Origin of the sequence: Pseudomonas sp. PS02290 (assembly GCF_029960075.1) — a bacterium.
GTDB lineage: Bacteria > Pseudomonadota > Gammaproteobacteria > Pseudomonadales > Pseudomonadaceae > Aquipseudomonas.
The window spans coordinates 14,531-37,595 of record NZ_JASCOY010000032.1; the positions used below are offsets into that span (position 1 = coordinate 14,531).

Annotated in this window: 22 protein-coding genes; 15 read left to right on the top strand and 7 right to left on the bottom strand. The window is 60.6% G+C overall.

Annotated features, from left to right (window positions below; translation table 11 throughout):
- Positions 1–122: 122 nt before the first annotated feature.
- Entirely contained in the window at positions 123–503 is a 381-nt protein-coding gene (locus QMX88_RS15630) for a cupin domain-containing protein (protein ID WP_282370842.1), read from the top strand.
- On the opposite strand, the gene QMX88_RS15635 is transcribed toward QMX88_RS15630, so the two are convergent.
- Positions 504–1,424, bottom strand: a complete 921-nt coding sequence (locus QMX88_RS15635) for a LysR family transcriptional regulator (RefSeq protein WP_282370844.1) — start codon at positions 1,422–1,424, stop codon at positions 504–506.
- 129 nt (positions 1,425–1,553) lie between these two features.
- Here QMX88_RS15635 and QMX88_RS15640 point away from each other — a divergent pair, with 129 nt between their 5' ends.
- From QMX88_RS15640 to dctM, 8 genes are all read left to right on the top strand, one after another.
- Positions 1,554–2,393 carry an FAS1-like dehydratase domain-containing protein gene (locus QMX88_RS15640; RefSeq protein WP_282370846.1) on the top strand — a complete coding sequence of 280 codons (840 nt, stop codon included), beginning with the start codon at positions 1,554–1,556 and terminating at the stop codon, positions 2,391–2,393.
- Positions 2,394–2,456: 63 nt separating this feature from the next.
- On the top strand, positions 2,457–3,620 hold the full coding sequence (locus tag QMX88_RS15645; protein ID WP_192174351.1) for an acyl-CoA dehydrogenase family protein: 1,164 nt from the start codon (positions 2,457–2,459) through the stop codon (positions 3,618–3,620).
- A 10-nt stretch (positions 3,621–3,630) separates the two neighbouring features.
- The gene (locus QMX88_RS15650) at positions 3,631–4,980 is read left to right on the top strand and encodes an MmgE/PrpD family protein (RefSeq protein ID WP_282370848.1); all 1,350 of its coding nucleotides are present in this window, start codon (positions 3,631–3,633) and stop codon (positions 4,978–4,980) included.
- Between the two features lie 226 nt (positions 4,981–5,206).
- Positions 5,207–6,406: a CaiB/BaiF CoA transferase family protein gene (locus QMX88_RS15655; protein WP_282370850.1), complete on the top strand. Its 1,200-nt coding sequence runs from the start codon at positions 5,207–5,209 to the stop codon at positions 6,404–6,406.
- A 69-nt stretch (positions 6,407–6,475) separates the two neighbouring features.
- A complete protein-coding gene (locus QMX88_RS15660) occupies positions 6,476–7,300 on the top strand; it encodes an HpcH/HpaI aldolase/citrate lyase family protein (RefSeq protein ID WP_282370851.1) in 825 nt (274 codons plus the stop codon).
- Between the two features lie 178 nt (positions 7,301–7,478).
- Positions 7,479–8,477 (top strand): TRAP transporter substrate-binding protein, encoded by a 999-nt coding sequence (locus QMX88_RS15665; protein ID WP_282370852.1) that lies wholly within the window; start codon positions 7,479–7,481, stop codon positions 8,475–8,477.
- 120 nt (positions 8,478–8,597) lie between these two features.
- The gene (locus tag QMX88_RS15670; protein ID WP_192174346.1) at positions 8,598–9,230 is read left to right on the top strand and encodes a TRAP transporter small permease; all 633 of its coding nucleotides are present in this window, start codon (positions 8,598–8,600) and stop codon (positions 9,228–9,230) included.
- The gene (gene dctM, locus QMX88_RS15675) at positions 9,230–10,513 is read left to right on the top strand and encodes a C4-dicarboxylate TRAP transporter large permease protein DctM (protein ID WP_282370857.1); all 1,284 of its coding nucleotides are present in this window, start codon (positions 9,230–9,232) and stop codon (positions 10,511–10,513) included. The genes QMX88_RS15670 and dctM overlap by 1 nt, the downstream gene beginning before the upstream one ends.
- Positions 10,514–11,609: 1,096 nt before the next feature.
- On the opposite strand, the gene QMX88_RS15680 is transcribed toward dctM, so the two are convergent.
- The gene (locus tag QMX88_RS15680) at positions 11,610–12,542 is read right to left on the bottom strand and encodes a hypothetical protein (RefSeq protein WP_282370858.1); all 933 of its coding nucleotides are present in this window, start codon (positions 12,540–12,542) and stop codon (positions 11,610–11,612) included.
- A gap of 343 nt (positions 12,543–12,885) precedes the next feature.
- Between QMX88_RS15680 and QMX88_RS15685 the strand changes: the two genes are divergently transcribed.
- From QMX88_RS15685 to QMX88_RS15695, 3 genes are all read left to right on the top strand, one after another.
- On the top strand, positions 12,886–13,362 hold the full coding sequence (locus QMX88_RS15685; RefSeq protein WP_192174343.1) for a GNAT family N-acetyltransferase: 477 nt from the start codon (positions 12,886–12,888) through the stop codon (positions 13,360–13,362).
- A 357-nt stretch (positions 13,363–13,719) separates the two neighbouring features.
- Positions 13,720–13,980 carry a DUF1652 domain-containing protein gene (locus QMX88_RS15690; RefSeq protein WP_282370862.1) on the top strand — a complete coding sequence of 87 codons (261 nt, stop codon included), beginning with the start codon at positions 13,720–13,722 and terminating at the stop codon, positions 13,978–13,980.
- A gap of 134 nt (positions 13,981–14,114) precedes the next feature.
- The gene (locus QMX88_RS15695) at positions 14,115–14,540 is read left to right on the top strand and encodes a hypothetical protein (RefSeq protein ID WP_192174341.1); all 426 of its coding nucleotides are present in this window, start codon (positions 14,115–14,117) and stop codon (positions 14,538–14,540) included.
- Positions 14,541–14,551: 11 nt separating this feature from the next.
- On the opposite strand, the gene QMX88_RS15700 is transcribed toward QMX88_RS15695, so the two are convergent.
- Positions 14,552–14,950, bottom strand: coding sequence for a hypothetical protein (locus tag QMX88_RS15700; protein ID WP_282370865.1), 399 nt, complete (start codon positions 14,948–14,950; stop codon positions 14,552–14,554).
- Positions 14,951–15,754: 804 nt separating this feature from the next.
- Here QMX88_RS15700 and QMX88_RS15705 point away from each other — a divergent pair.
- Both QMX88_RS15705 and QMX88_RS15710 read left to right on the top strand, forming a co-directional pair.
- Positions 15,755–17,185, top strand: a complete 1,431-nt coding sequence (locus QMX88_RS15705; RefSeq protein WP_282370867.1) for a pyridine nucleotide-disulfide oxidoreductase — start codon at positions 15,755–15,757, stop codon at positions 17,183–17,185.
- 180 nt (positions 17,186–17,365) lie between these two features.
- Complete coding sequence (locus QMX88_RS15710) at positions 17,366–18,298, top strand: ketopantoate reductase family protein (protein ID WP_282370869.1); 933 nt, start codon at positions 17,366–17,368, stop codon at positions 18,296–18,298.
- A gap of 22 nt (positions 18,299–18,320) precedes the next feature.
- On the opposite strand, the gene QMX88_RS15715 is transcribed toward QMX88_RS15710, so the two are convergent.
- The gene (locus QMX88_RS15715) at positions 18,321–19,574 is read right to left on the bottom strand and encodes a M20/M25/M40 family metallo-hydrolase (RefSeq protein ID WP_282370870.1); all 1,254 of its coding nucleotides are present in this window, start codon (positions 19,572–19,574) and stop codon (positions 18,321–18,323) included.
- Positions 19,575–19,737: 163 nt separating this feature from the next.
- Between QMX88_RS15715 and QMX88_RS15720 the strand changes: the two genes are divergently transcribed.
- Positions 19,738–19,974 (top strand): DUF465 domain-containing protein, encoded by a 237-nt coding sequence (locus tag QMX88_RS15720; protein ID WP_282370873.1) that lies wholly within the window; start codon positions 19,738–19,740, stop codon positions 19,972–19,974.
- A gap of 279 nt (positions 19,975–20,253) precedes the next feature.
- Here the strand turns inward: QMX88_RS15720 and csrA are convergent, their stop codons facing one another.
- The 3 genes from csrA to QMX88_RS15735 form a co-directional block, all read right to left on the bottom strand.
- A complete protein-coding gene (gene csrA, locus QMX88_RS15725) occupies positions 20,254–20,442 on the bottom strand; it encodes a carbon storage regulator CsrA (protein ID WP_037012727.1) in 189 nt (62 codons plus the stop codon).
- Between the two features lie 588 nt (positions 20,443–21,030).
- The gene (locus tag QMX88_RS15730) at positions 21,031–22,383 is read right to left on the bottom strand and encodes a GntP family permease (protein ID WP_192174335.1); all 1,353 of its coding nucleotides are present in this window, start codon (positions 22,381–22,383) and stop codon (positions 21,031–21,033) included.
- 128 nt (positions 22,384–22,511) lie between these two features.
- Positions 22,512–23,039: a gluconokinase gene (locus QMX88_RS15735; RefSeq protein ID WP_282370918.1), complete on the bottom strand. Its 528-nt coding sequence runs from the start codon at positions 23,037–23,039 to the stop codon at positions 22,512–22,514.
- Positions 23,040–23,065: the final 26 nt, after the last annotated feature.

Below are 23,065 nucleotides of genomic sequence, written 5' to 3' on the forward strand. Positions count from 1 at the left end.
GGGAAGGCGTCAGTTGAAGCACCGCAACACCAACCCACCCGTCACTCTGCAATAACGTACAAGACCCCACCCACCCCCGCGCTCTAGATTGGCCTCACATCAACCCCTTCGGAGCCGCCCTAGTGTCCACGCCCACCACCCAACACACCCCCGTCAATTTCGCCCAGAAATACAGCCTGTTCATCGAGCAGTGGCAGCCGAAAGTCATCGCGCAGATGAACGACTACCAGTTCAAGCTGGCGCGGCTGGAAGGGGAGTTTCTCTGGCACAGCCACGCCGACACCGACGAAACCTTCATCGTGCTCGAAGGCCGTTTGCGCATCGATTTCCGCGACGGTTTCGTCGAGCTCAATGCGGGCGAGCTGTACGTAGTCCCTAAGGGTGTCGAGCACAAACCCTACGCCGAAAAGGAAGTGAAGCTGATGCTGATCGAGCCCAGCGGCGTGATCAACACCGGTGACGACACCAACGAGCGCACCGCGCAGAACGACGTCTGGATCTGATTACGCCTCGGGCGTTGCGGGCTCGGTTTCAGCGTCGGGCGCAGGCAACAATACCGAAATCAACGCCCTGACCACCCCCGGCAGGGCGTCCAGTTCGCGGACCAGAATGCTCCGCTCGCGCACCGCCCAGGGTTCGTCGAGCTCGATGGTCACCAGCTCCATCGTCCGACTGTGCCGCGACGCCGCCGACTCCGGGATGACCCCGATGCCCACCCCGGCTTCCACCATCCGGCAGATGGCCTCGAAGCTCGATACCTGAATCCGCAACGACAGGCTTTGCCCCAGCCGCTCAACGTGATCGCGCAGGAAACTCAGCAGCGTGCTGCCTTCGTGCAGGCCGATGTGCTGGAACGCCAGGGTCTGCTTGAAGGTGACCTTTTTCTCGGTCGCCAGCTCATGGCCCACGGGCACGATCAGTACCAGCCGGTCGGTGCTGAAGTGGATGACCTGCAACCCCGCCGCTTCCACCGGTCCGGCGATGATGCCCATGTCGGTGCTGCCGTCGAGCACGCCGCGCACGATGTCCCGGGACAGACGCTCCTGCAGGTCCACCGTGACGCCGGGCCGTTTCGCCAGAAACCCGGCCAGCACTTCGGGCAGAAACTCGGTGACAGCGGTGGTGTTGGCGAAGATACGAATGTGCCCGGCCGAATCAGTCCCGTACCGGGTGAACTCGCTTTTCAGGTAATCCACCTGGCTCATGATCAGCCGCGCGTGCTTGAGCAGTCGCTGGCCAGCGGGTGTCAGTTCGACGCCGCGGCTGTCGCGGTACAGCAGGCGCGTGCCGAGTTGGCCTTCCAGCGCCTTGATCCGCGCGCTGGCAGCTGCTGGAGAGAGAAACGCTCGGCGCGCGCCCTGGGTCAGGCTCGGTGATTCGCCGATATGAATGAAGAGGCGCAAGTCAGCCAGGTCGAAATGCATGGGAGGTGTCCGGACGTTGCAGAAGGCGTTCAGCATACCCGAACGCCGCTATACGCAAATGCAAATTCACAGAATGCCGGCGCACTTCCATGATCGGGCCATAACAACAAACCCAGAGGGTTCCCGCCCATGAGCGCTGCAGAGTCATCCGTGAATTTTACGGACTGGATTGGCCGCACCGAAGAAGCCCAGGATCATCTGAGCATCAACCTGATCAAGCGCATTGCGGCCACCTTTGGCGAGCCCACGCCCGCTGTCGGCGACCCGTTGCCGCCGCTGTGGCAGTGGTGCTTTTTCCAGGAGCCGGTGTTCGAAGCGCAACTCGGCGGTGACGGCCATCCCGCCCGTGGCGGCTTTCTGCCCCCTGCGGACAATCGCAACCGCATGTGGGCCGGTGGCCGCGTCGAGTTCATTCAGCCGCTGAAGGTGGGTGCTGACGCCCATCGCCTGTCGACCGTTCTGCACATCGAGGAAAAGCACGGTCGTACCGGCTCGCTGCTGTTCGTGACGGTGCGCCACGACTACTCGCAACACGGCGAGCTGTGCGTGCGTGAAGAGCAGGACATCGTTTACCGCGAGCCCAATCCACCCAAGCTCAACAGCGGTGACGCCCCTGAGCAGGGCGAGTGGAGCGAGGTCATTGAGCCGACGCCGACGCTGCTGTTTCGCTACTCCGCCGTGACCTTTAACGGCCACCGCATTCACTACGACTACCCCTACGTCACCAACACCGAGGGTTATTCCGGGCTGGTCGTGCACGGGCCGATGATCGCCACCTTCAACCTGCGCGCCTTCATTCGTGCCAACCCCGATAGGCGCGTGCGGCATTTCGCCTATCGCGGCGTGCGGCCGCTGAACGTGCCCGCTGCCTTCCGCGTCGGCGGACGAATCGTCGAGCCGGGCAAGGCGCAGCTGTGGGCCGGCAATGACGCCGGCGTCGCCCAGGGCGCCGAAGTCGTTTTTGACTGAATCCTTCCTTTACACAGCCAGGCGCGCCAACCCCTTGAGCGCCGGCCGATGCGAGTGGACACCATGAATCCCTACGAAAACGAAGACCTCAATGCCATCCGTGACGGCGTGCGCGCGCTGTGTGCCCAGTTTCCGGCCGAATACTGGCGCAAGATCGATGAGCAGAAAGGCTTCCCGGAAACCTTCGTCAAGGCGCTGACCGATGAGGGCTGGCTGTCGGCGATGATCCCCGAGGAATACGGCGGCTCCGGGCTGGGCCTGGCGGAAGCCTCGGTGATCCTCGAAGAAGTGAACGCCTGCGGCGGCAATTCCGGCACCGTACACGGCCAGATGTACAACATGTTCACCCTGTTGCGTCACGGCAGCGACGCGCAGAAAAGCTACTACTTGCCCAAGCTCGCCAGCGGCGAACTGCGCCTGCAGTCCATGGGCGTGACCGAGCCCAGCACCGGCACCGACACCACCAAGATCAAGACCACGGCGGTGAAGCAGGGCGATAAGTACGTGATCAATGGCCAGAAGGTCTGGATCTCCCGCGTGCAGCATTCCGACCTGATGATCCTCCTGGCGCGCACCACGCCGCTGGCGGAAGTGACGAAAAAGTCCGAAGGCATGTCGATCTTCATCGTCGACCTGCGCGACGCCATCGGCAACGGCCTGACCGTTCAGCCCATCGCCAACATGGTCAACCACGAAACCAACGAACTGTTCTTCGACAACCTCGAACTGCCCGCCGACAGTTTGATCGGCGAGGAGGGCAAGGGCTTCCGCTACATCCTCGACGGCCTCAACGCCGAGCGCACATTGATTGCCGCCGAGTGCATTGGCGACGGCCGCTGGTTCATCGAGAAGTCCGCGGCTTATGCCCGTGATCGCGTGGTGTTTGGCCGCCCGATCGGGCAGAACCAGGGCGTGCAGTTCCCCATCGCCGAAGCGCACATCGAAATCGAAGCGGCGGACCTGATGCGCTGGCGTGCCTGCGAGGAATACGACAGCGGCAAGAACGCCGGTGCCAGCGCCAACATGGCCAAATACCTCGCGGCAAAAGCGTCGTGGGAAGCGGCCAATGCCTGCCTGCAAACCCATGGCGGTTTTGGCTTCGCCTGCGAGTACGACGTGGAGCGCAAATTCCGCGAGACCCGTCTGTATCAGGTGGCGCCGATCTCCACCAACCTGATTCTTTCCTACGTCGCCGAGCACCTGCTCGACCTGCCACGCAGCTTCTGAGGACGCCGAAATGAGCCATACCCAGGCATTGGCGGGTTTCCTCGCCGAGTTGACCTACGAGCAGATTCCCGGCGTCGTGCTGGACCGCACCGAAGACCTGTTCCTCGACTGGATCGGTTCGGCGCTGGCCAGCCAGGGCGCGCGGCCCATCCCGCTGTTTGAGCGCTACGCCGAACGCATGGGCCCGCGAGAGGGCAAGGCGAAGATTCTGGTCAGCGATCGCGGCACCTCGGCGTACTTCGCCGCGCTGGTCAACGGGGCGTCTTCGCACCTGGTCGAGCAGGACGATTTGCACAACAGTTCGGTGCTGCACCCCGCGACAGTGGTGTTCTCGGCCGTACTGGCAGCGGCTCAGGACCTCGGCAAGACCGGGCAGGATTTATTGCTGGCCTCGGTCGCCGGTTATGAAGCCGGTATCCGCATCGGCGAATTCATGGGCCGCTCCCACTACCGCATCTTCCACACCACTGCCACCGTCGGCACCCTCGCGGCGGCGGTGGGCGTGGGCAAGCTGCTGAACTTCGACAAAGAGCAGTTCATCAATCTGCTGGGCACAGCGGGCACCCAGGCCGCCGGGCTGTGGGAATTTCTCCGTGATGCCGCCGATTCCAAGCAGCTGCACACCGCCAAGGCGGCGGCCGATGGCCTGCTGGCAGCGTACCTCACCGAAGACGGCCTCACCGGCGCACGCGACATTCTCGAGGGCGATCAGGGCATGGCCGCAGGGATGTCCAGCGACAGCGATCCGGCGAAACTCTCCGATCGTCTCGGCAGCCGTTGGGCGCTGGTCGAGACGTCGTTCAAGTTTCACGCTTCGTGTCGCCACACCCACCCGGCGGCCGATGCTTTGCTGCACCTGATGCAGCGCGAAGGCCTGCGCCATGAGCAGATCGCCAAGGTGGTCACGCGGGTTCATCAAGGGGCCATCGATGTGCTCGGCCGGGTCGATGTGCCGCAGACCGTGCACCAGGCCAAGTTTTCCATGGGCGCGGTGCTCGGGTTGATCGCCGTTCACGGCAGCGCGCAATTGATCGAATTCCGCGACCTGGCCCTGACCGATGCCGACGTCGCCGCTTTCCGCGAAAAGGTCACGATGGAGCTGGATCCGGAAGTGGATGGCGCCTATCCCGCGCGCTGGCTAGGTCGAGTGATTGTGACCACCACCGATGGCCGCACCCTTAGCGCCGGCATTGATGAGCCGAAAGGCGATCCGGGCAACACCCTGTCGCGGCCTGAGCTGGAGGACAAGTTTCAGCGCCTGCTGGCGTTCTCCGGCGCACGCACGGTGGAGCAGGGCGCTGCATTGATTCAGCGGGTCTGGCAGCTGCGCGATGCACAGGATCTGGCTGATTTGATCTAACGGCAAACACGGTGAGCTGTGGGAATGCGGTCCCTGTGGGAGTGAGCTTGCTCACGAATGCAGTGGATCAGCAGCAGTGGTATGCCGGATGTACCGGCCCCTTCGTGAGCAAGCTCACTCCCACAGTTTATTTGGCGTCTGCTCATTGCGCGGCACATACCGCGCTTGATGAGAGCCACCATCCCTGCGAGTGAGTTGCCCGCTATGGGCTAAGAGGTTTATCCACATGACTCAACAACCCCCGCGTCCTCTGGACGGCATCACCGTCGTCAGCCTCGAGCACGCCATCGCGGCGCCGTTCTGCACCCGTCAACTGGCGGATCTGGGCGCCCGCGTGATCAAGATCGAGCGCCCCGGCGTCGGTGATTTCGCCCGTGGCTACGACCAGCGCGTCGACGGCCTGGCCTCGCATTTCGTCTGGACCAACCGCTCCAAGGAAAGCCTGACCCTGGACCTCAAGCAGGACGAGGCCAGCGACATTCTTCAATCGCTGCTCGCCAAGGCCGACGTGCTGGTGCAGAACCTGGCACCCGGTGCCGCTGCACGCATGGGCTTGTCGTTCGACGCCCTGCACGAACGTTTCCCGCGCCTGATCGTTTGCGACATTTCCGGCTACGGCGAAGGCGGGCCCTACGAGAAGAAGAAGGCCTACGACCTGTTGATCCAGAGCGAGGGCGGCTTTTTGTCGGTGACTGGTGGCCCCGGCGAAAACGAGATGGCCAAGGCCGGTTGCTCCATCGCCGACATCGCTGCCGGCATGTACGCCTACACCGGGATTCTGTCGGCGCTGATGCTGCGGGACAAGACCGGGGAGGGCAGCCGCATCGACGTCAGCATGCTGGAAAGCCTGGTGGAGTGGATGGGCTACCCGATGTATTACGCCTACAACGGCGCGCCGCCACCGCCACGGGCCGGTGCGTCCCACTCGACGATCTATCCTTACGGACCATTTCCCACCGGCGGCGGTGGCACGATCATGCTGGGGCTGCAGAACGAACGCGAATGGGCGCTGTTCTGCGAGAAGGTCCTGCTCGATCCGGCGCTGGCTACCGACGAGCGCTTTTCGGCGAATTTCAAACGCTCGGAAAACCGTGAGGTGCTGCGGCAGATCATCGTCGACGGCTTCGCGTCCTTGAGCGTCGATGACGTGGTGGCCCGACTGGAAGACGCGCAGATCGCCAATGCGCGGGTCAACGACATGCAAGGTGTCTGGGACCATCCGCAGCTCAAGGCCCGCGACCGCTGGCGCGAAGTTGACAGCCCGTCCGGCCCGCTGCCGTCGCTGCTGCCGCCGGGCCATAACACCGCGTTCACACCGCGCATGGACGGCGTGCCGGGATTGGGCCAACACACCGGCAGCATTCTTGGCGAGCTGGGGTTTTCGGCCGAAGACCAGACGCGGATGGCGGCGGGCGGAGTGGTCTAGCGCCTGTTTCTGCAAAAGGCTGTTTTGCGCGGCGCACCCCTTCCTACAGGACACTCTCAGGACACCGACATGGCCCACACCCTCATCCGCTCCGCTCTGTTCGTCCCCGGCAGTCGCCCCGATCGTTTTGCCAAAGCGCTGGCGGCAGGCGCCGATGCGGTGATCGTCGATTTCGAAGACGCCGTCGAAGAACCCCTCAAGCGCCAGGCGCGGGACAATCTCGCGACCTTCCTGAACGACAACCCGCAAGCCTGCGTATGGGTGCGGGTCAATGCGCCGACTCACGCCGAGCACGCCGATGATCTAGGGTTTTGCCGACACCACTCGGGCGTCGCCGGGGTGCTGCTGCCGAAGGTCGAAAGCGCTGCTCACGTCGCGGCGGTCTGGCAGACCGGCAAACCGGTCCTGCCGATCATCGAAAGCGCCAAGGGCCTGCTGGCCCTGGAGCAGATCGCCCATGCCGAGGGTGTCGAGCGTTTGTCGTTTGGCGGGCTCGACCTGGCGCTGGACCTGAACCTCAACAGCGGCACCCACGCCGCGCAGATGTTTCTCGATCAGGCGCGGATGTCGGTGCAACTGCATTCACGAGGCGCGGATTTGCTGCCACCGCTGGACGGTGTGCACCCGGCCATCGGCGACCCTCAAGGCCTTCACCACGCCATTCGCCACGCCTACGACATGGGGTACGGCGGCGCGCTGTGCATCCATCCCGCCCAGGTGCCGGTCATCCATGCCGCCCTGACCCCCAGCGCTGATGACCTGAACTGGGCACAAAAGGTGATCAAGGCCAGCGCGGCGGCCAAGGGGGCAGGTGCGTTTCAGCTGGAAGGGCAGATGGTCGACGCGCCGGTGCTGCTCAGGGCTCAACGGTTGCTGGCGCTGGCGGCAGGGTAAATCCCATCTCCGGCGATCGGTTTAACGCGTCATCGCGTTCATCAACCCCGAACGCCGGCTTACACAAATGCTGATTCTCTAAACACCGGGGCTTCGTCATCGTGGGGTTGCACTATGCTCATGCGCTCCACCTGCTCCTTCAAACATAAGCTCCTACAAAAATAAAAAGGTGATATCGATGTTGAAGCTGACCCAAGCGCTCTTCTGCGCGGCTGCGGTGTCTATGGCCGGCCTTGCACAGGCCGCTGACCCGATCACGATCAAGTTCGCCCACGTGGTGGCGGAAAACACGCCGAAGGGGCAGGGCGCGCTGCTTTTCCAGAAGATGGTCGCCGCCGACCCGGCCTTGAAAGACAAGGTCAAAGTCGAGGTCTATCCCAACTCTTCGCTGTTCGGTGACGGCAAGGAAATGGAAGCCCTGCTGCTCGGCGACGTGCAGATGCTGGCGCCGTCCCTGGCGAAATTCGAGCAGTACACCAAGAAAGTGCAGATCTACGACCTGCCGTTCCTGTTCAACGACCTCGCCGCCGTTGATCGCTTCCAGCAGGGTCCCCAGGGCAAGGCATTGCTGACCGCAATGGATGACAAGGGCATTCATGGCCTGGCCTATTGGCACAACGGCCTCAAGCAACTGTCCGCCAACAAAAAGCTGGTTGAACCGAAAGATGCCCGTGGCCTGAAGTTCCGCGTTCAAGCCTCCAGCGTGCTCGAAGCCCAATTCGTCGCCCTGCACGCCAACCCGCGCAAGATGAGCTTCGCCGAGGTCTACCAAGGCCTGCAGACCGGCACGGTCAACGGCACCGAAAACACCTGGTCGAACTACGAAAGCCAGAAGGTCAACGAGGTGCAGCCGTTCTTCACCGAGTCCAACCATGGCCTGATCGACTACATGGTGATCACCAACTCCAAGTTCTGGAACGGCCTGCCGGCGGATGTGCGTGACGAACTGCAAAAGATCATGGATCAGGTCACCGTCGAGGTGAACAAGCAGGCCGAGGCGCTGAACCAGACCGCCAAGCAGAAAATCATCGATTCCAAAACCAGCGAAATCGTGACGCTCACCCCCGAGCAGCGCGCCAAATGGCGTGACGTCATGAAGCCGGTTTGGGACAAATTCTCCGAAGAAATCGGTGCTGACCTGATCAAGGCCGCCGACGATTCGAACAAGGCGCCTTGAGCCCTTCCTTCGCTTCTCGATACAGACCGTGACGGCCCGGCGGCCACCCGTTTCGCGGGTGGTCTGCCTCCACGGCCGTCGCTATGCCCGGCTACATTCGGCTTCGTTCGGAGAATGCTTATGCACCCGCTGACGCGACTCTGGGAGCATCTGGAGGAGGGCATCATTGCCTTCCTGCTGGCTGCCATGACCCTCGTGACTTTCGTCTACGTGGCGTTGAACAACATCTACACCCTGTTTTATTCCCTCAGCGATCAATGGACGGTGAGCAGCGACTTTTTCGCCGCCATCGGCGACCACTTGATGGGCTACGCCCAAGGCATGACCTGGAGCGTGGCGCTGACCAAAGCGCTGTTTGGCTGGCTGATCTTCTTCGGGATTTCCTACGGCGTGCGCACGGCGGGCCACCTGGGGGTCGACGCGCTGGTCAAGAAAACCAGCAAGCCGGTTCAGCGAATTCTGGCGATGCTGGCCTGTGCCTGCTGCCTCGCGTACGCCGGTCTGTTCCTCGTTGCCAGTTACAAGTGGGTGTCAGCGCTGTTCGTGGCTGGCATCGGTGCCGAAGACCTGGATCGTTACGGCATCAAGGTCGCGTACATCGCGGTCATCGTGCCGATCGGCTTTGCTCTGGTGATCGCCCGTTACCTGGAAATCCTCTACCGCATCTGGACGCACCGGCAGACCGGGCTGGGTCTGGCCGACGAAGCGGCTGAAGCGAGCAAACTCGCCAACCCTGCCGAGGAGCAGCACTGATGACTGTTATCTGCCTGTTCCTGCTGCTGTTCGTTTTCATGTTCCTGGGCGTGCCCATCGCCATTTCCCTGGGCTTGTCCGGAGCCGTTTCGATCCTGCTGTTCAGCCCGGACTCGTTGAGTTCGCTGGCGATCAAGCTGTTCGAAACCTCCGACAGCTACACCTTTCTGGCGATCCCGTTCTTCCTCTTGTCCGGCGCCTTCATGACCACGGGCGGGGTCGCGCAGCGGCTGATCGACTTTGCCAACGCCTGCGTCGGTCACATCCGCGGCGGTCTGGCGATTGCGGCGGTGCTGGCGTGCATGCTGTTTGCGGCGCTGTCCGGTTCATCGCCCGCGACCGTTGCAGCCGTGGGTTCGATAGCCGTCGCCGGCATGGTGCGCTCCGGTTACCCGAAGGCATTCGGCGCGGGCATCATCTGCAACGCCGGTACGCTGGGCATTCTGATCCCGCCTTCGATCGTGATGGTGGTCTACGCCGCTGCGACGGAGACCTCGGTCGGCAAACTGTTCATTGCCGGTGTGGTCCCCGGGATTCTGCTCGGCGTGATCCTGATGGTGGTGATCTACATCGTCGCCCGGGTCAAGAAACTCCCGGCCCAGCCACGGGTCACGTTCCGCCAATGGCTGCACACAGCGCAACGGGCGTTCTGGGGCCTGATGCTGCTGGTCATCATCCTCGGCGGGATCTACAGCGGCATGTTCACCCCGACCGAAGCCGCGGCGGTGGCGGCGGTGTATTCGGCGTTCATCGCGCTGTTCGTCTACAAGGACATGAGCTTCAAGGACTGCCCGAAGGTGCTGCTGGAGTCGGGCCGGCTGTCGATCATGCTGATGTTCATCATCGCCAACGCCATGCTGTTTGCCCACGTTCTGACCACAGAGCAAATCCCACAGCAGATTACCGCGTGGGTCATCTCCGAAGGCCTGACTGCGATCGGCTTCCTGATCATGGTGAACATTGTGTTGCTGGTCGCGGGCAGCTTCATGGAGCCGTCGGCAATCATCCTGATCCTGGCGCCGATCTTCTTCCCGATCGCGATGAAGCTCGGCATTGATCCGATTCACCTGGGCATCGTCATGGTGGTCAACATGGAGATCGGACTGGTCCACCCGCCGGTGGGGCTCAATCTGTTCGTGACGTCTGCGGTGACCGGTCTGACGCTGGGCGAGACCATTCGTGCGGCATTGCCATGGCTGTCGATCCTGCTGGTGTTCCTGCTGCTGGTGACGTACGTGCCTTATATCTCGCTGGCACTGCCGAACTGGTTGGGGATGCCATGAGAGAGGGGGGTCGTTCTTAGAGCCACATCAAGATCAAGATCAAGATCAAGATCAAGATCAAGATCTACGGCGGTCTGCCTAAGGGCAGACGTTTCGCCTTCGGCGAGTTACTTGGAAAAGCACCCCAAGTAACCAAGGGTGCCTGCTCTTGGTTGGGCCCTTCGTTCCTCAGGGTTCCCTCACTCCGACGACGCTCCGTGGGCCCGCCGCCATCCGCCATCCATGGCGGGGGGCGGCTCTCGCGGCATCCATGCCGCTCGGCCCACTGCGCGTCGTCTGCGTTCGGCCTGCACCAAAGTCGCGATTGGTGGCGTCTGAGCTTTCTGTGCATGAAGATCAAGATCAACAGCAGATCACGATCAACAGCAGATCACGATCATGGGCAGATCAAGGGAGATCAAACGCTGAGGACTTGTAGGAGTGAGCTTGCTCGCGAAGGGGTCGGTACATCCAACAGATATCTGGTGTTTGAGATAAAGCATTCGCGAGCAAGCTCGCTCCCACCGGTAGGGGGCGCTCAGCAAAATTGTTGGCGCCTGGACTGGCCTCTTCCCGGCTAAAGCCGGTCCCACTAAAAGCAACGCGCGCAGTCAGTTGGATCGGCGCTGATTGTAGGACCGGCTTCAGCCGGGAAGCCCTTGATCTGCTTAAACGCGCTTTTGATCTTCGTATGCAGGAAGTCCAAACAACACTAATCGCGACTTGGGTGCAGGCTGAACGCAGGTCTCGTGGAGTGGGTCGAGCCGCATGGATGCGGCGAGAGCGCCGTCAGGGCATGGATGCCCGTTCGGCGCGGGCCCACGGAGCGAGACCGGAGTGAAGGTACTCCGACGAAGGAGGAGCCCAGCCAGGAGCAGGCACCCTTGGTTACTTGGGGTGCTTTTCCAAGTAACTCGCCGAAGGCGAAATGTCTGCCCTTAGGCAGACGCTTTTGATATTTCCAACAGACGAAAAAAATCCGCGCTGCCTCGGGGAGAACAGCGCGGATCTTTGATCGATCACTCAATCAATGCACAAACAGTGCAATCAAAATAATGATCGGGATTGGAATGCCGAGGAACCACAGAAGTAGTGAACGCATAATGACTCTCCTTAATCAGCGAATGCTGGAAGTAGTGGAATAAGCACGGGTTTCGACATACGTCACCGCATCACGGCGACGACCACCCCAGATAGCGGCAAGGCTGGCCACGAACGCACCGCACAGCAGCGAAACGAATGTCCACAGCGCAGCCGTTGCAGCGGCCTTCGCGGCAGCATCGGCAGCCTGTTGAGCTTTCAGCTTGGCATCGGTAACAGCTTGCTTGGCCTGACCGTAAACCTGATCAACACGCGCTTGGGCATCGGCCTGACTCAGGTTGGTACGCTGAGCGACCAGCTGTGCCAGATAGGTACGGTCTTCCGGAGCCAGCTGACCATCGTTAGCCATCGTCTTGGTGAAGATACGCACCACCACGCCGTGGGCAGCGTCATCGCTGACAGCAGCAGGACGATCATCGCGGAACAGCGAATCGATGTAGTAACCGTATTGGTCACTGCTGGTATTGCCCGCTGCAGAACCGGCCGCAGTGGCGGCAGTACCTGCAACACCGGCAACCGCGGTAGCACCGGCTTTCACGCCGCTGCCGACGATGCCGCTGACCGAACCGACGATCAACACGGCGGCCACCAGCGTAGCGACAGCCCACGACAGGAAGCCGTGTGCGGTGTCACGGAAGTAGACTTCGTCACCGTGCATGTTGGCCCATTTGACGCGCAGACGACCGGCGAGGTAACCGCCAAGACCGGATGCCACGATCTGCGTCAGCGCCAGCCAGACGACCGTCGAGATGCCGATGGTCTTGGCGCTCGCGCCTTCGTTGGCCCAGGGCGACATCGCCGAGAAACCAAGACCCGAACCCAGCAGAACCAGGATAAGGGACAACGCGGCGGCACCGGCGGCGCCAGCGAAGATGGCTCCCCAGGACACGCCCGAGACCGAGGAGGACTCTTCTACAGCGGCAGGATAAGAATCAGGTGAGACGTTCATTGTGCTGCTCCGTGCGAATGATGTTGTGCTTCTCCCCATTACGGTGCACTGCCTGTGCCAGCTGCGGATTAGAATAAAAACCCTTAAAAATCAATGACCTGTAAATTCTGTTATTCACAGGGGTCGTGCAAAATGCATGAACGTCCCAAAAGAGCGGATGCGTTCTGCCCGGTGACGGGATTTCCATGGCTGTCAGAGGTTTGCGACAATCTTCTGCGACGGATTCCGTCAATGCGTAACATTCCGGCACATTTATGCCTGGATGGTGTCTTATAACGTCACCCCCGCAGGTTGACAGCTATAGTCCGCCCACAGCCCCTGTTTCTTCGAGAGGTAACCCAGCATGTTTGTCCATCGCCCCCTGGAAGAAAAAGACGTCCCTTTCATCTGCGACATGCCCCAGAGCATTGACGAGCTCTTCTATATGTTTCCGAAGGCGGTATTTCCGCTGACACCGGAGCAGCTCAATGAATCCATCGCGCAGCGCTCGGACAACACCGTCATCGAGCTGGACGGCCAAGTGGTGGGATTCGCCAATTTCTCCCGCTACGACTTCAGAGGCCGGTGCTCCATGGGCAACGTCATCATCGACCCGCGCTTTCGCTCCAAGGGCGTTGGCCGCTACATGATTGGCTGCATGATGGAACTGGCGTTTGGCAAACATGAAGCGGCGGAACTGACCGCTTCATGCTTCAACCATAACGTTCCCGGATTGCTCTTCTACCCCAAGCTGGGATTCAAACCCTTCGCCATTGAAGAGCGTCAGGACAAAAAGGGCGCTCGCGTTGCCCTCATTCATCTCAAGTTGCCACGCAGCTGATCCCATCAGCAAATAACGTCACTCGTCGGGCTGCCCAAGGACGCCCGACGAATGGCTGAGCGCATGCTCGCCGCCTGATCGTGTCGATTGATCCACTGACCCCGCTAGTTAAACGATTAACGGGGAAGGTTCTATTCCGATGAATCGATTTTGCTCGGCCAACCTGTGTCTGGCGCAATTGAGTGCGGGCAATCGCGGTTGTTTGCTTCACTTTAGGGCGCGGCGTATAACTTGGATATTCCTGTTTGCCGAATGGCAGGCAGGCACGGGAAACATTTCCAGCGTCCTGGAAGTGGTTACTTATAGTCAGGCGAGTGGCTGAACGCATCACCCAGTCCTGCCTGTGGAGGATTGACGATGATTGCCTGTACGCTCTCTAATCTTGAACTGCGCAGCATCATAGAAAGTGCGTTTCTGCCTCTGCGCTGCAACTGCACGGTGCTGGAGGATGTGATGACGGTTGAAGTCATCGACCCCGTCACCGAGCACGTCGAATTGTTCGCTTCCAATATTGCCCTGGATTCCCTCGATAACAGCCACGCCTTGTGCGTACTGATTCGAGATCTCCAGGCCGAGCTCGAAAGGGCCAGGCATTACCCCCATGCATTGGCGGGGTGAGCGCGGGGCTCTAGCAATAATCGCCATTCGGCCTTATGTTGGTCTGTATCGGCCCAAAGCGGCCAGGCGGGATATTGAGGATTTGCATGGCGCACGCGCAACCCGGGATCGAGGTGATACGAGAGCAGGAACGAGTGGCGCCTCTGCGCCGCCGTCGCAAGGTCATGATCGGCGTCGGCTGCCTGCTGGGGATTGTGGTGGTGGGCGCGGCGACGATCGTCACGATGCTGGAGCATCTGGAGACGCGAAATGCCAGCTTCCGGCCGCCCATGACATCCCTGGAGCGACAACAGCTTCTTCCCGCCGAGCCGGTGCTGGAAGTCAAACCCCAAGTAGAAGGCCTGCGCTACGGCGCCGCAATCGCGCCGGCAGGTCAGCCGGAGAGCGGCACGTCCGCTACGTCAGAAGAGGCGTCTGCCTCCGCAGCGGCGCTGCTCTTCAGCTCACCACCACTGACGCCTGCACCGCTGAGCCCCTCAGCGCTGGGTGCTTCAGAGACTCGATCCAGCAAACCGCTGGGCATCGCTCAGGCCATTCACGTGCACATCGGCCAGCAGTAATCCTACCTTTCTCAATGCATCCGGCGACGGTGCTCGTTTTCGAAGAGCAGTTTGAACTGCTCTTCGCCGTTGTCTTGAACCGCATAGTGTTCTCGCACAGGCCCTGCTTCCACGCGTCCATCCATCGCAACGCGAATGATCGCTGACTTGTGCAAATAATCCGGCACGTCGCCGATGATCGTCAGCTCGCGCAGGCTGTGACCGTCATGCTCAATGGTGGCCAGTCGCACTCGGCAGGTGGCCTGCATGGGAATAGGGCCAAACAGCGTATCTCGCGAATAATCAATTTCGGCAATGCTGGACCGACGGTTTTTATCAGCATTCATCAGGGTCACCTCTCTGTCCGTTGGAAAGTGCTCAGCATGACAATGGAGACATGCCAGGGCGGAATAGTTCTCATCGCCGCTCACGATAATTCTCCATTCATCGGATACGCCAGAGAGTGCCTCTGCTCTTCAAGGGGAAGTAAATGTATATGAAGCTGAAAAACTTCTGACGTCAATAAACGCTTCAAGACGTCCCCGGTGATTGGTAACTGCAACTAAGGATGACGCTTACCCCAATGCCTTATTGCGAATAAGAGCACTTATCCATCGGCGACCTGAGTTTTGCAGCTAAATTGCCAAGCCTTCTTATTTTATAAATACATGGGGCTCAGATGAGGCGACATAATAATGGCGTCATATTTGCTAATTCCTTTAAAAACAATGAGTTATGTCTCCGGCTAGGCTGATGCAGCGTTTTCTCAAAAAATTGACACTTCATCTGATCCCTGCAAACATCACGTTACGTTTTCAACTTAGATAACCCGCGCTTAGTGCAAGCGCCCGACACTTCTCGTTTCATGATTATTCCTTTCAGACGCGCGATGAGTTGGCGGTAGCGTCCTTCTAAGAAACCTGACGAAGGGAAGCCTCAACAGGTGGCGACCGGCCGGCTCATGAAACGAGCTGCTGCCCCGAAAGCGGCGTCCCAGAGCCTTCGCCAATCAATCGACCTCGCGTCGGTCATCCGACCCTTTATCACCACCGACGTGATGCAACTCACTGCGGTAGTCGTGTCTGCCAGAAGTGCAGTAGTTCAGTCATTGCTCATTATTTTTCAACTTGAAAGTCCAGACATCGCTTCAGCGGTAGCGGTTGAACGCCCACGTAAGTGGGGCGGTTTATAACGCACGTGGCGATACGGTAACGACCCAGCGTGGAGTGACAGTTATGCAAGGAGATCATCTGGAAACCGTTTGCGGTTGCGTAGTAGGAGGTGCCGGACCTGCGGGGATGGGGCTGCTTTTCAACGCATTGAAAAGTGGGGCCATGCCAGAACTGGCCAAGGAAGGTTTAATCATTGTCGACGCCAGTCCTACGCCGGGCACGGGTCGTTTGGGCGATTACCGGATCACCGCCAACTCAGTGGGCGACGTGTTCCTTGATTGTCTGCGCGACCCGGCTTTGCGTGATGTATTCGAACCCCTCGAGCATTCGCCCGCCTACTGGCGCATCCGTCGTCAGGCGCAAAGCGCGCCGCAGTTGGCGGATGTCGCTGAACTGCTGGCGGAAGCCTCGAAGCTGGTGCTCGACTTTATCGTCGAGCGCTACGGCGTGAAGCTATGGAGCAGCACGACGATCACCGAGATCGTGCGTGAGGGTGACGAGTATCAAGTGTGGGTCGAGTCCGAAGGCCGCAGTCGGCGTATTCGCAGCCGCGCCGTCGTCCTCAATCTGGGTGGCTGGCAGGACCCGCAGCATCTGCTCGACAGCCTGGCGGATCAAGGCCTCGCGGTACCACCTTCCGCGCGGATCGAGAGCGCCGACGCACTGCTGAGAATGAACGCCGTGCAACTGCGCCACCTTTTCGCGACCACGCTGGCGTCCAAGGGCCGGGTGTGCGTCGTGGGTGGCTCCCACAGCGCGTTCTCGGTGCTGGAAAACCTGGCCGACGCGCTGGAATTCGCCGGCCTGGAGGAAGTGACACTGGTCCACCGTTCGCCGATCCGACTGTTTTACGAAACTGCCCAGGCCGCGCTGGACGCCGGCTATGCCTTCGATGCGGCCAGGGATGTCTGCCCGGTTTCGGGTCGGGTCAACCGCTCGGGCGGTTTGCGCTACCGGGCGCTGGACGTGGGCCGTGAAGCCCTGTCCAAAGGCCAGATCGGCAAGACCGGCGTGCGCGTGCAGTTGCTGCAGACCCATCAGGGCCCGGCCGATCAGTTCGAGCGCGCCCGTCAGGCGCTGGCGGAAGCCGACATTGTCGTGCAGTGCACCGGTTATCAGCCGGTGCTGCCGGCATTGAGTCATGCCGGGGGCGAGGCCATCACGCTGATGGAGGTCAAGGGCGGACTGGATTCCGACCCGTCGGGCTGTCCGCTGGATGCCAACGGTCAGCGCCTGCACGGCCTGCACCTGTTCGGTCTGGGGGCAGGGCTGGGGGTTGATCCGCGACTGGGGAGCGAAGCGTCGTTTGACGGCCGCATCTACGGCGTCTGGCAGTTCCATCACGACGCCAGCGGCGTGGTGATCGACTCGGTGCTGACCCGCTTGCAGACCCCGGCCGTGCAGCCCATCCCTGCTGCGCCACGGCTGGTGTCCAGTCGCAGCGAAGAACGCCTGCCATTCCTTTGGCCGGTGCTGGTCAACGCGCAGTCCTGATGCTCCTTGCAACACCCGAATCCCGGCGCTCCTTTGGTTAGGCAGCCCGGGATTTTTTTTGCCCGTGATGCCGTCGCGCAAACTAGATGTTGGCCGCCATATAAGCAGTTCGCCAGAGTCCGGCCGCTGATCTATTCTGCTTGCCTGACCCTCGACGTTGCATCGAACAGGAACTGACCAATGCTTATTTTGATGGTGGGCGCGGGCGCGATCGGCGGCTATTTCGGCGGCCGATTGCTGGACGCCGGGCGAGACGTGACGTTTCTGGTGCGCGAAGGACGAGCGCAGGAACTGGAGCGTGACGGGCTGATCGTGCGCAGCCCGCTGGGTAACATCGAATACCCGTCGCCGCCGCAGGTCATGGCGGCGATGCTGGACACGCCATTCGACCTGATCGTCCTCAGCTGCAAGGCCTACGACCTTGACACCGCCATGGAATCCTTCGCGCCAGCGGTCGGCTCGGAGACATTGATCCTGCCGCTGCTCAATGGCATGGCGCATCTGGATCGCCTTGCCGAGCGGTTCTCCCCCGCAAACGTGCTCGGCGGCCAATGCCTGATCTCGCTGGATCGCGATGCCTCGGGCGCCATCCTTCACTTGAACGAGACTAACCAGCTCTCGTTTGGCGAACGGGACGGTGGGCTGACGCCGCGCATTCAGCAGGTCGCCGAGGCGCTGGGCAATGCAGGGTTCGACGCGATTCTGAGTGAGCAGATTACTCAGGAGATGTGGGAAAAATGGTGCTTCATCGCGACCGGGGCCGGCATTACCGGATCGATGCGCGCGAGCATCGGCGACGTGGTCGCCAGTGGCGGGGAAGGGCTGATTCTGAAGTTGCTGGATGAGTGCGCCCAAGTGGCAGAGCACGCCGGGCACCCGCTGCGCAGTGAAGTCCGCCAACGCTTCGAGAACATGCTGACCGCTCCCGGCTCGAAGATGACCGCCTCAATGCTCAGGGACATCGAGCGCGGCGCGCCGATTGAAGTGGAGCATGTGTTCGATGAGCTGATTGCCCGGCGGCCAGGCGCCGACAGGTCACCTGAAGGTTCACTGTCGGCACTCGATTACGTGTCTCTGCACCTGCGCACGTATGAGGCGCGGCGCCTCGCGTGACAGCTCAGGGAGCAGGTGTCGGTCATTTGGCCGGGGTGTGCGTCGCCAGCTCCATGATCATCCGCGTCAGCAGGTAAATGCGCGGCGACACGCTGTCGACTTCGGCATATTCCTCGGGCGTGTGAATGTTGCCGCCGACGATGCCGAAGCCATCCAGCGTTGGCACACCGACCCCGGCCGAGAGGCTCGCATCGGCCGCGCCGCCACTGCCTTCGATGGTCAGCTTGCGGCCGATCTCGCCATAGATGCCCTGGGCGATATCGACCAGTTTGTCGGTTTCCGGCGTCTGCGGCATGGGCGGCAAACCGCGCTCCAGACGGGTCGTTACTTGGGTGTCCGGAATCAGTTTGTCAGCCGAGACGCGGGCCAGGTCCTTCTCGATGCGGTCGAATTCCTCCGGCACGGCGGCGCGCACATCGGCCTTGGCGGTGGCCTGATCGGGGATCACGTTGGTGCGATCGCCCGCGTTGAGCACGGTGAAGTTGATCGTGGTCTTCTTCTCGGCATCGCCCAGTTTGCCCAATTGCAGAATCTGATGCGCCACCTCCATGGCCGCGTTACGCCCCAGCTCCGGCGCGACGCCGGCGTGGGACGCCTTGCCCTTGACCTCGACCACCGCGGTGGCGCTGCCTTTGCGCCAGACCACCAAACCATCGGCGGGACGTCCCGGCTCCAGGTTCAGGGTCACATCGTGCTGTTTGGCGACGTTCTGAATCAGCGCAGTGGCGGCGGCCGAGCCGGTCTCTTCGCTGGCGTCCAGCAGGAAGGTAATCTGCGCATAGTCCTTGAAGTCGAGTTTCTTCAGAATCTTCAGCGCGTAGAGCCCGGCGACGATGCCGCCCTTGTCGTCCATCACCCCCGGCCCGTACGCGCGACCGTCCTTGATGTGGAAAGGCCGGGCCGCGGCGGAGCCTTCCTTGAATACGGTGTCCATGTGCGCCATCAGCAAGATCTTCGCCTTGCCGGTGCCCTTGAGCGTCGCGACCACATGCTGGCTTTTGTCCGGCGCGGTATTGGGGACCATTTCGATAGTCGCACCCAGCGCCTTGAGCTGGGCGACGACGATGTCACGCACCTGGGTCAGTCCCGGCTCGTAGCCGGAGCCCGTATCGATATTGACCAGCTGCTCCAGCAGCTTCAGCGCTTCGTCCTTGTATTGCTCGGCATCTGCCTGAACCTGCTTGTCGGGCTCGGCGAAAGCAGGCGCTGCCGCTGAAAACGCGATACCGAAGGCCAGCGCGCTGGCGAGAAGGGAGCGGGAAAAGGGTGAGGTCATTGTCGATCCTTGTAATGGCATGAAGAGGGCTCGATCGACACCCTAGCCCGTTGCACAGGATCGTGCATGTCAAAACGCGTTATTCACGTCAGCAAAAACGTCGAACCTTTCCGGTGGGCTACCCTCAACATTCCTACATCAGCCATCAGAGGAGAGGCATCCCATGCCGGTTAAGCACGATTTGTACGCGGACCTGAGCATCACCAAAGAAGAGCTTGCCAAGCGCAAAGGCAGCGACGCGAAGCTCAATGCCCTGGTCGAGCACTATGATGAGCTGGACATCCAGATTGTCAGCGCCGAAGAGGCGGGCGATATCCCCGACGAGGAGTTGAAGAAACTCAAGGAAAAACGGTTGCAGGCAAAAGACACCATCGCCAGTCACCTGAACACCCCGAACTGATCGGGTTAAACGGGTCAGTTACTAAAACGGCCGATCTCTTATGGAGGTCGGCCGTTTTTAGTTGGCGATACCCGATGTCTGACAACTTGCCTCGACATCCGGAAGTGCATCGTCAAATACGCTGAATCAGTGTCTTCGCTCGGGCTTAGTTGTCCGCGGGGCGATTTCCATGGATCCAAAGTTCAGACGAAAAAAAACGGCGTCTGGTCAGTCGCCGTCGCCGATCTGTCAGCACCGGGTGGCCGCTGACAGTTATCGAATAAGCATAAACCGGTGGGTTTATTGCGGATCCTGGTCAGGTGCAGTCTCGGCCTTGATGCGCTTGTAGATTTCTTCGCGGTGCACGGAAACATCTTTCGGAGCGTTGATGCCAAGACGAACCTGGAGGCCCTGAACGCCCAGAATGGTGACGGTGATGTCGTCACCAATGTTTATGCTTTCGCCGACTTTGCGGGTGAGTATCAACATAATCTTTTCCTTGATGGCCTCATGAAGCGCCTCTACCGGGAGGCTGGCGTGAGCCTTTGGGTGATGGTAATTGCCGAATGCATCCAAATGCGGTCATCAGTATGACGCCATTGGTACGATTTTAATTCCCCAGGTTCATCGTCTCGTCACAGTTAGCGTGGCTCCTGGGTCGAACGGCAGGTGAATCTTGCCTGATGCTGGCGGGAAATTCCCGCGCGAATCGGCTATCGGGCTGATAGCCGAATTCCGGGCGGCGCCTATTCCACACTCCTTTGAGCTTTATTGCAAAGAACTCATGCCAGGCAGCGATGAAATTTTCATTAGATTGCTGAGTACGAGTTCTCTGAAAGGAGTGTAGGAGACTTCCCAAATGAGTACCGGCAAAACGCGGTAACTTTAATCGAATTGATGACGGCATGTGTGAACGGTTTTGTATCAGGCCCGGTTCACCTGCCCTGCAGACGCTAGCCTCAGCATCCGGAGCGTGGCGGTGAATGGTTTGAGGGGGGCAGAAACGACATGCCCACCGCGAGGGTGGGCATGGGAACAGCGGAGAAACCGCAGCGTCAATTTGCCGCGATCAATACATCAGACCACTAGCGACAACAGCATGATCAGGATGATGCCTACCACCGACAGGATGGTTTCCATCACGGTCCAGGTTTTCAGGGTTTCGGCCACGGTCATGTTGAAGTACTGCTTGACCAGCCAGAAGCCTGCGTCGTTCACGTGGGACAGGATCAGCGAACCGGCACCGGTTGCCAGAACCAGCAGCTCACGGTTCACGCCCGGGATCATGCCGACCACAGGGGCCACAATCCCGGCACCGGTGATGGTGGCGACGGTCGCAGAACCGGTAGCAATCCGGATCACCGCAGCCACCAGCCACGCCAGCAGAATCGGCGAAATCTGCGCCTGCACGGCCATGTGGCCGATCAGGTTACCGACGCCACTGTCCACCAGCATCTGCTTGAAGCCACCGCCGGCACCGACGATCAGCACGATCGCGGCCACGGGCGCCAGGCTCTGGTCGAGCAGCTTGATGATGTGGTCACGGCTGAAACCACGGGCCGAACCGAAGGTGTAGAACGCCAGCAGCAGGGCGAACAACAGGGCAGCGATCGGGTGACCGATGAAGTCCATCCAGATGCGGAAGATGTGACCGGCTGGCAGCGCGACGTCGGCGAACGTCTTCAGCAGCATCAGGAACACCGGCAGCAGGATCGTCACCAGGGTGATGGCGAAGCTCGGCAGGTTTTCGTTGGTCGATTCTTTGGCAATCTGGTCCATCAGCTCTTTCGACGGGTTGCCCGGAATGCGCTTGGCAATCCACTTGCCGTAGATGGGACCTGCGATGATTGCGGTCGGGAACGCCACGATCAGACCGTAGAAAATGGTCTTGCCGATGTCTGCGTTGAAGATGCCGATGGCCAGCAGCGGACCCGGGTGCGGTGGCACCAGGCCGTGGACGGCCGACAGACCTGCCAGCAACGGGATACCGATTTTGACGATGGACACACCGCTGCGACGGGCAACGATGAACACCAGCGGGATCAACAGCACGAAGCCGATTTCGAAGAACAGCGGGATACCCACCAGAAACGCCGAAAACATCATGGCCCAGTGCACGCGGTCCTTGCCGAAGCGACGGATCAGCGTCTGGGCGATCTGGTCAGCACCGCCGGAATCGGCCATCAGCTTGCCGAGCATGGTGCCCAGGCCAAGGATGATGCCGACGAAACCGAGCACGCCGCCGAAACCGTCCTGGAACGATTTCATCACTTTGTCGACCGGCATCCCGGAGGTCAGCCCGAGAAAGCCTGCAGCGATGGTCAATGCAATAAAGGGGTGGACTTTGAACTTGGTGATCAGAAGCACAAGGCCAATGATGGTCACCAACGCATCGACCAGCAGATACGTGTCTTGAGTCATGCCGAACATGGGGGTGTCTCTCCGTTGTATTTTGTTTTTTTGGAGCTACTGCTTGACGCTGTTGCTCTCTGCCCTGTGAAGCGAGGGCAGCGTCATCAGAGACAGCGCTACCTTTGCCGCTCACGCCTGATCCATGATCAAGGCCCGGTGCGCGCGGTGACAGATGGGGTGTGAGATTCGGAGCCAGACTCGCTCCACCAGGTGGCCGCTTCCTTACCGATGGTCTCGATCGATTTGGTCGCGTCTACCACCAGCGTGCGGTCTTCGTTGTACGGAGGCTCGAGGGTCGCAAACTGGCTGTCGACCAGACTGGCCGGCATGAAGTGCCCCGGGCGATGGGAGCAGCGTTCGGTGGCGAGTTCTTTGGTCAGCTCCAGAAACACGAAGCCCAGCTCCGGGACGGCTGCACGCAGACGTTCGCGGTAGATGAGCTTCAGGGAGGAGCAGGTCAGAACGGGCTTTTCGCCGTTCTTTACCGCGGCGGCAACTTCTTCGCCGAGGCGGGTCAGCCAGCCGGCGCGGTCGTTGTCGTCGAGGGGATGGCCCGCGCTCATCTTGTCGATGTTGGCTTGAGGATGGAACGCATCACCCTCGATCAGGCGACCGCCGCTGTTTTTAGCGATGGCCTCGCCGACGGCACTCTTGCCGCAGCCGGAAACACCCATTACCACGATGGCGGAAATAGCATGTG

Bases quoted from the DNA above. Each gene is read 5' to 3' on its own strand.
- QMX88_RS15635 (WP_282370844.1), bottom strand. From the start codon at position 1,424: ATGCATTTCGACCTGGCTGACTTGCGCCTCTTCATTCATATCGGCGAA.
- QMX88_RS15640 (WP_282370846.1), top strand. From the start codon at position 1,554: ATGAGCGCTGCAGAGTCATCCGTGAATTTTACGGACTGGATTGGCCGC.
- QMX88_RS15645 (WP_192174351.1), top strand. From the start codon at position 2,457: ATGAATCCCTACGAAAACGAAGACCTCAATGCCATCCGTGACGGCGTG.
- QMX88_RS15650 (WP_282370848.1), top strand. From the start codon at position 3,631: ATGAGCCATACCCAGGCATTGGCGGGTTTCCTCGCCGAGTTGACCTAC.
- QMX88_RS15655 (WP_282370850.1), top strand. From the start codon at position 5,207: ATGACTCAACAACCCCCGCGTCCTCTGGACGGCATCACCGTCGTCAGC.
- QMX88_RS15660 (WP_282370851.1), top strand. From the start codon at position 6,476: ATGGCCCACACCCTCATCCGCTCCGCTCTGTTCGTCCCCGGCAGTCGC.
- QMX88_RS15665 (WP_282370852.1), top strand. From the start codon at position 7,479: ATGTTGAAGCTGACCCAAGCGCTCTTCTGCGCGGCTGCGGTGTCTATG.
- QMX88_RS15670 (WP_192174346.1), top strand. From the start codon at position 8,598: ATGCACCCGCTGACGCGACTCTGGGAGCATCTGGAGGAGGGCATCATT.
- dctM (WP_282370857.1), top strand. From the start codon at position 9,230: ATGACTGTTATCTGCCTGTTCCTGCTGCTGTTCGTTTTCATGTTCCTG.
- QMX88_RS15680 (WP_282370858.1), bottom strand. From the start codon at position 12,542: ATGAACGTCTCACCTGATTCTTATCCTGCCGCTGTAGAAGAGTCCTCC.
- QMX88_RS15685 (WP_192174343.1), top strand. From the start codon at position 12,886: ATGTTTGTCCATCGCCCCCTGGAAGAAAAAGACGTCCCTTTCATCTGC.
- QMX88_RS15690 (WP_282370862.1), top strand. From the start codon at position 13,720: ATGATTGCCTGTACGCTCTCTAATCTTGAACTGCGCAGCATCATAGAA.
- QMX88_RS15705 (WP_282370867.1), top strand. From the start codon at position 15,755: ATGCAAGGAGATCATCTGGAAACCGTTTGCGGTTGCGTAGTAGGAGGT.
- QMX88_RS15710 (WP_282370869.1), top strand. From the start codon at position 17,366: ATGCTTATTTTGATGGTGGGCGCGGGCGCGATCGGCGGCTATTTCGGC.
- QMX88_RS15715 (WP_282370870.1), bottom strand. From the start codon at position 19,574: ATGACCTCACCCTTTTCCCGCTCCCTTCTCGCCAGCGCGCTGGCCTTC.
- QMX88_RS15720 (WP_282370873.1), top strand. From the start codon at position 19,738: ATGCCGGTTAAGCACGATTTGTACGCGGACCTGAGCATCACCAAAGAA.
- csrA (WP_037012727.1), bottom strand. From the start codon at position 20,442: ATGTTGATACTCACCCGCAAAGTCGGCGAAAGCATAAACATTGGTGAC.
- QMX88_RS15730 (WP_192174335.1), bottom strand. From the start codon at position 22,383: ATGTTCGGCATGACTCAAGACACGTATCTGCTGGTCGATGCGTTGGTG.
- QMX88_RS15735 (WP_282370918.1), bottom strand. From the start codon at position 23,039: ATGGGTGTTTCCGGCTGCGGCAAGAGTGCCGTCGGCGAGGCCATCGCT.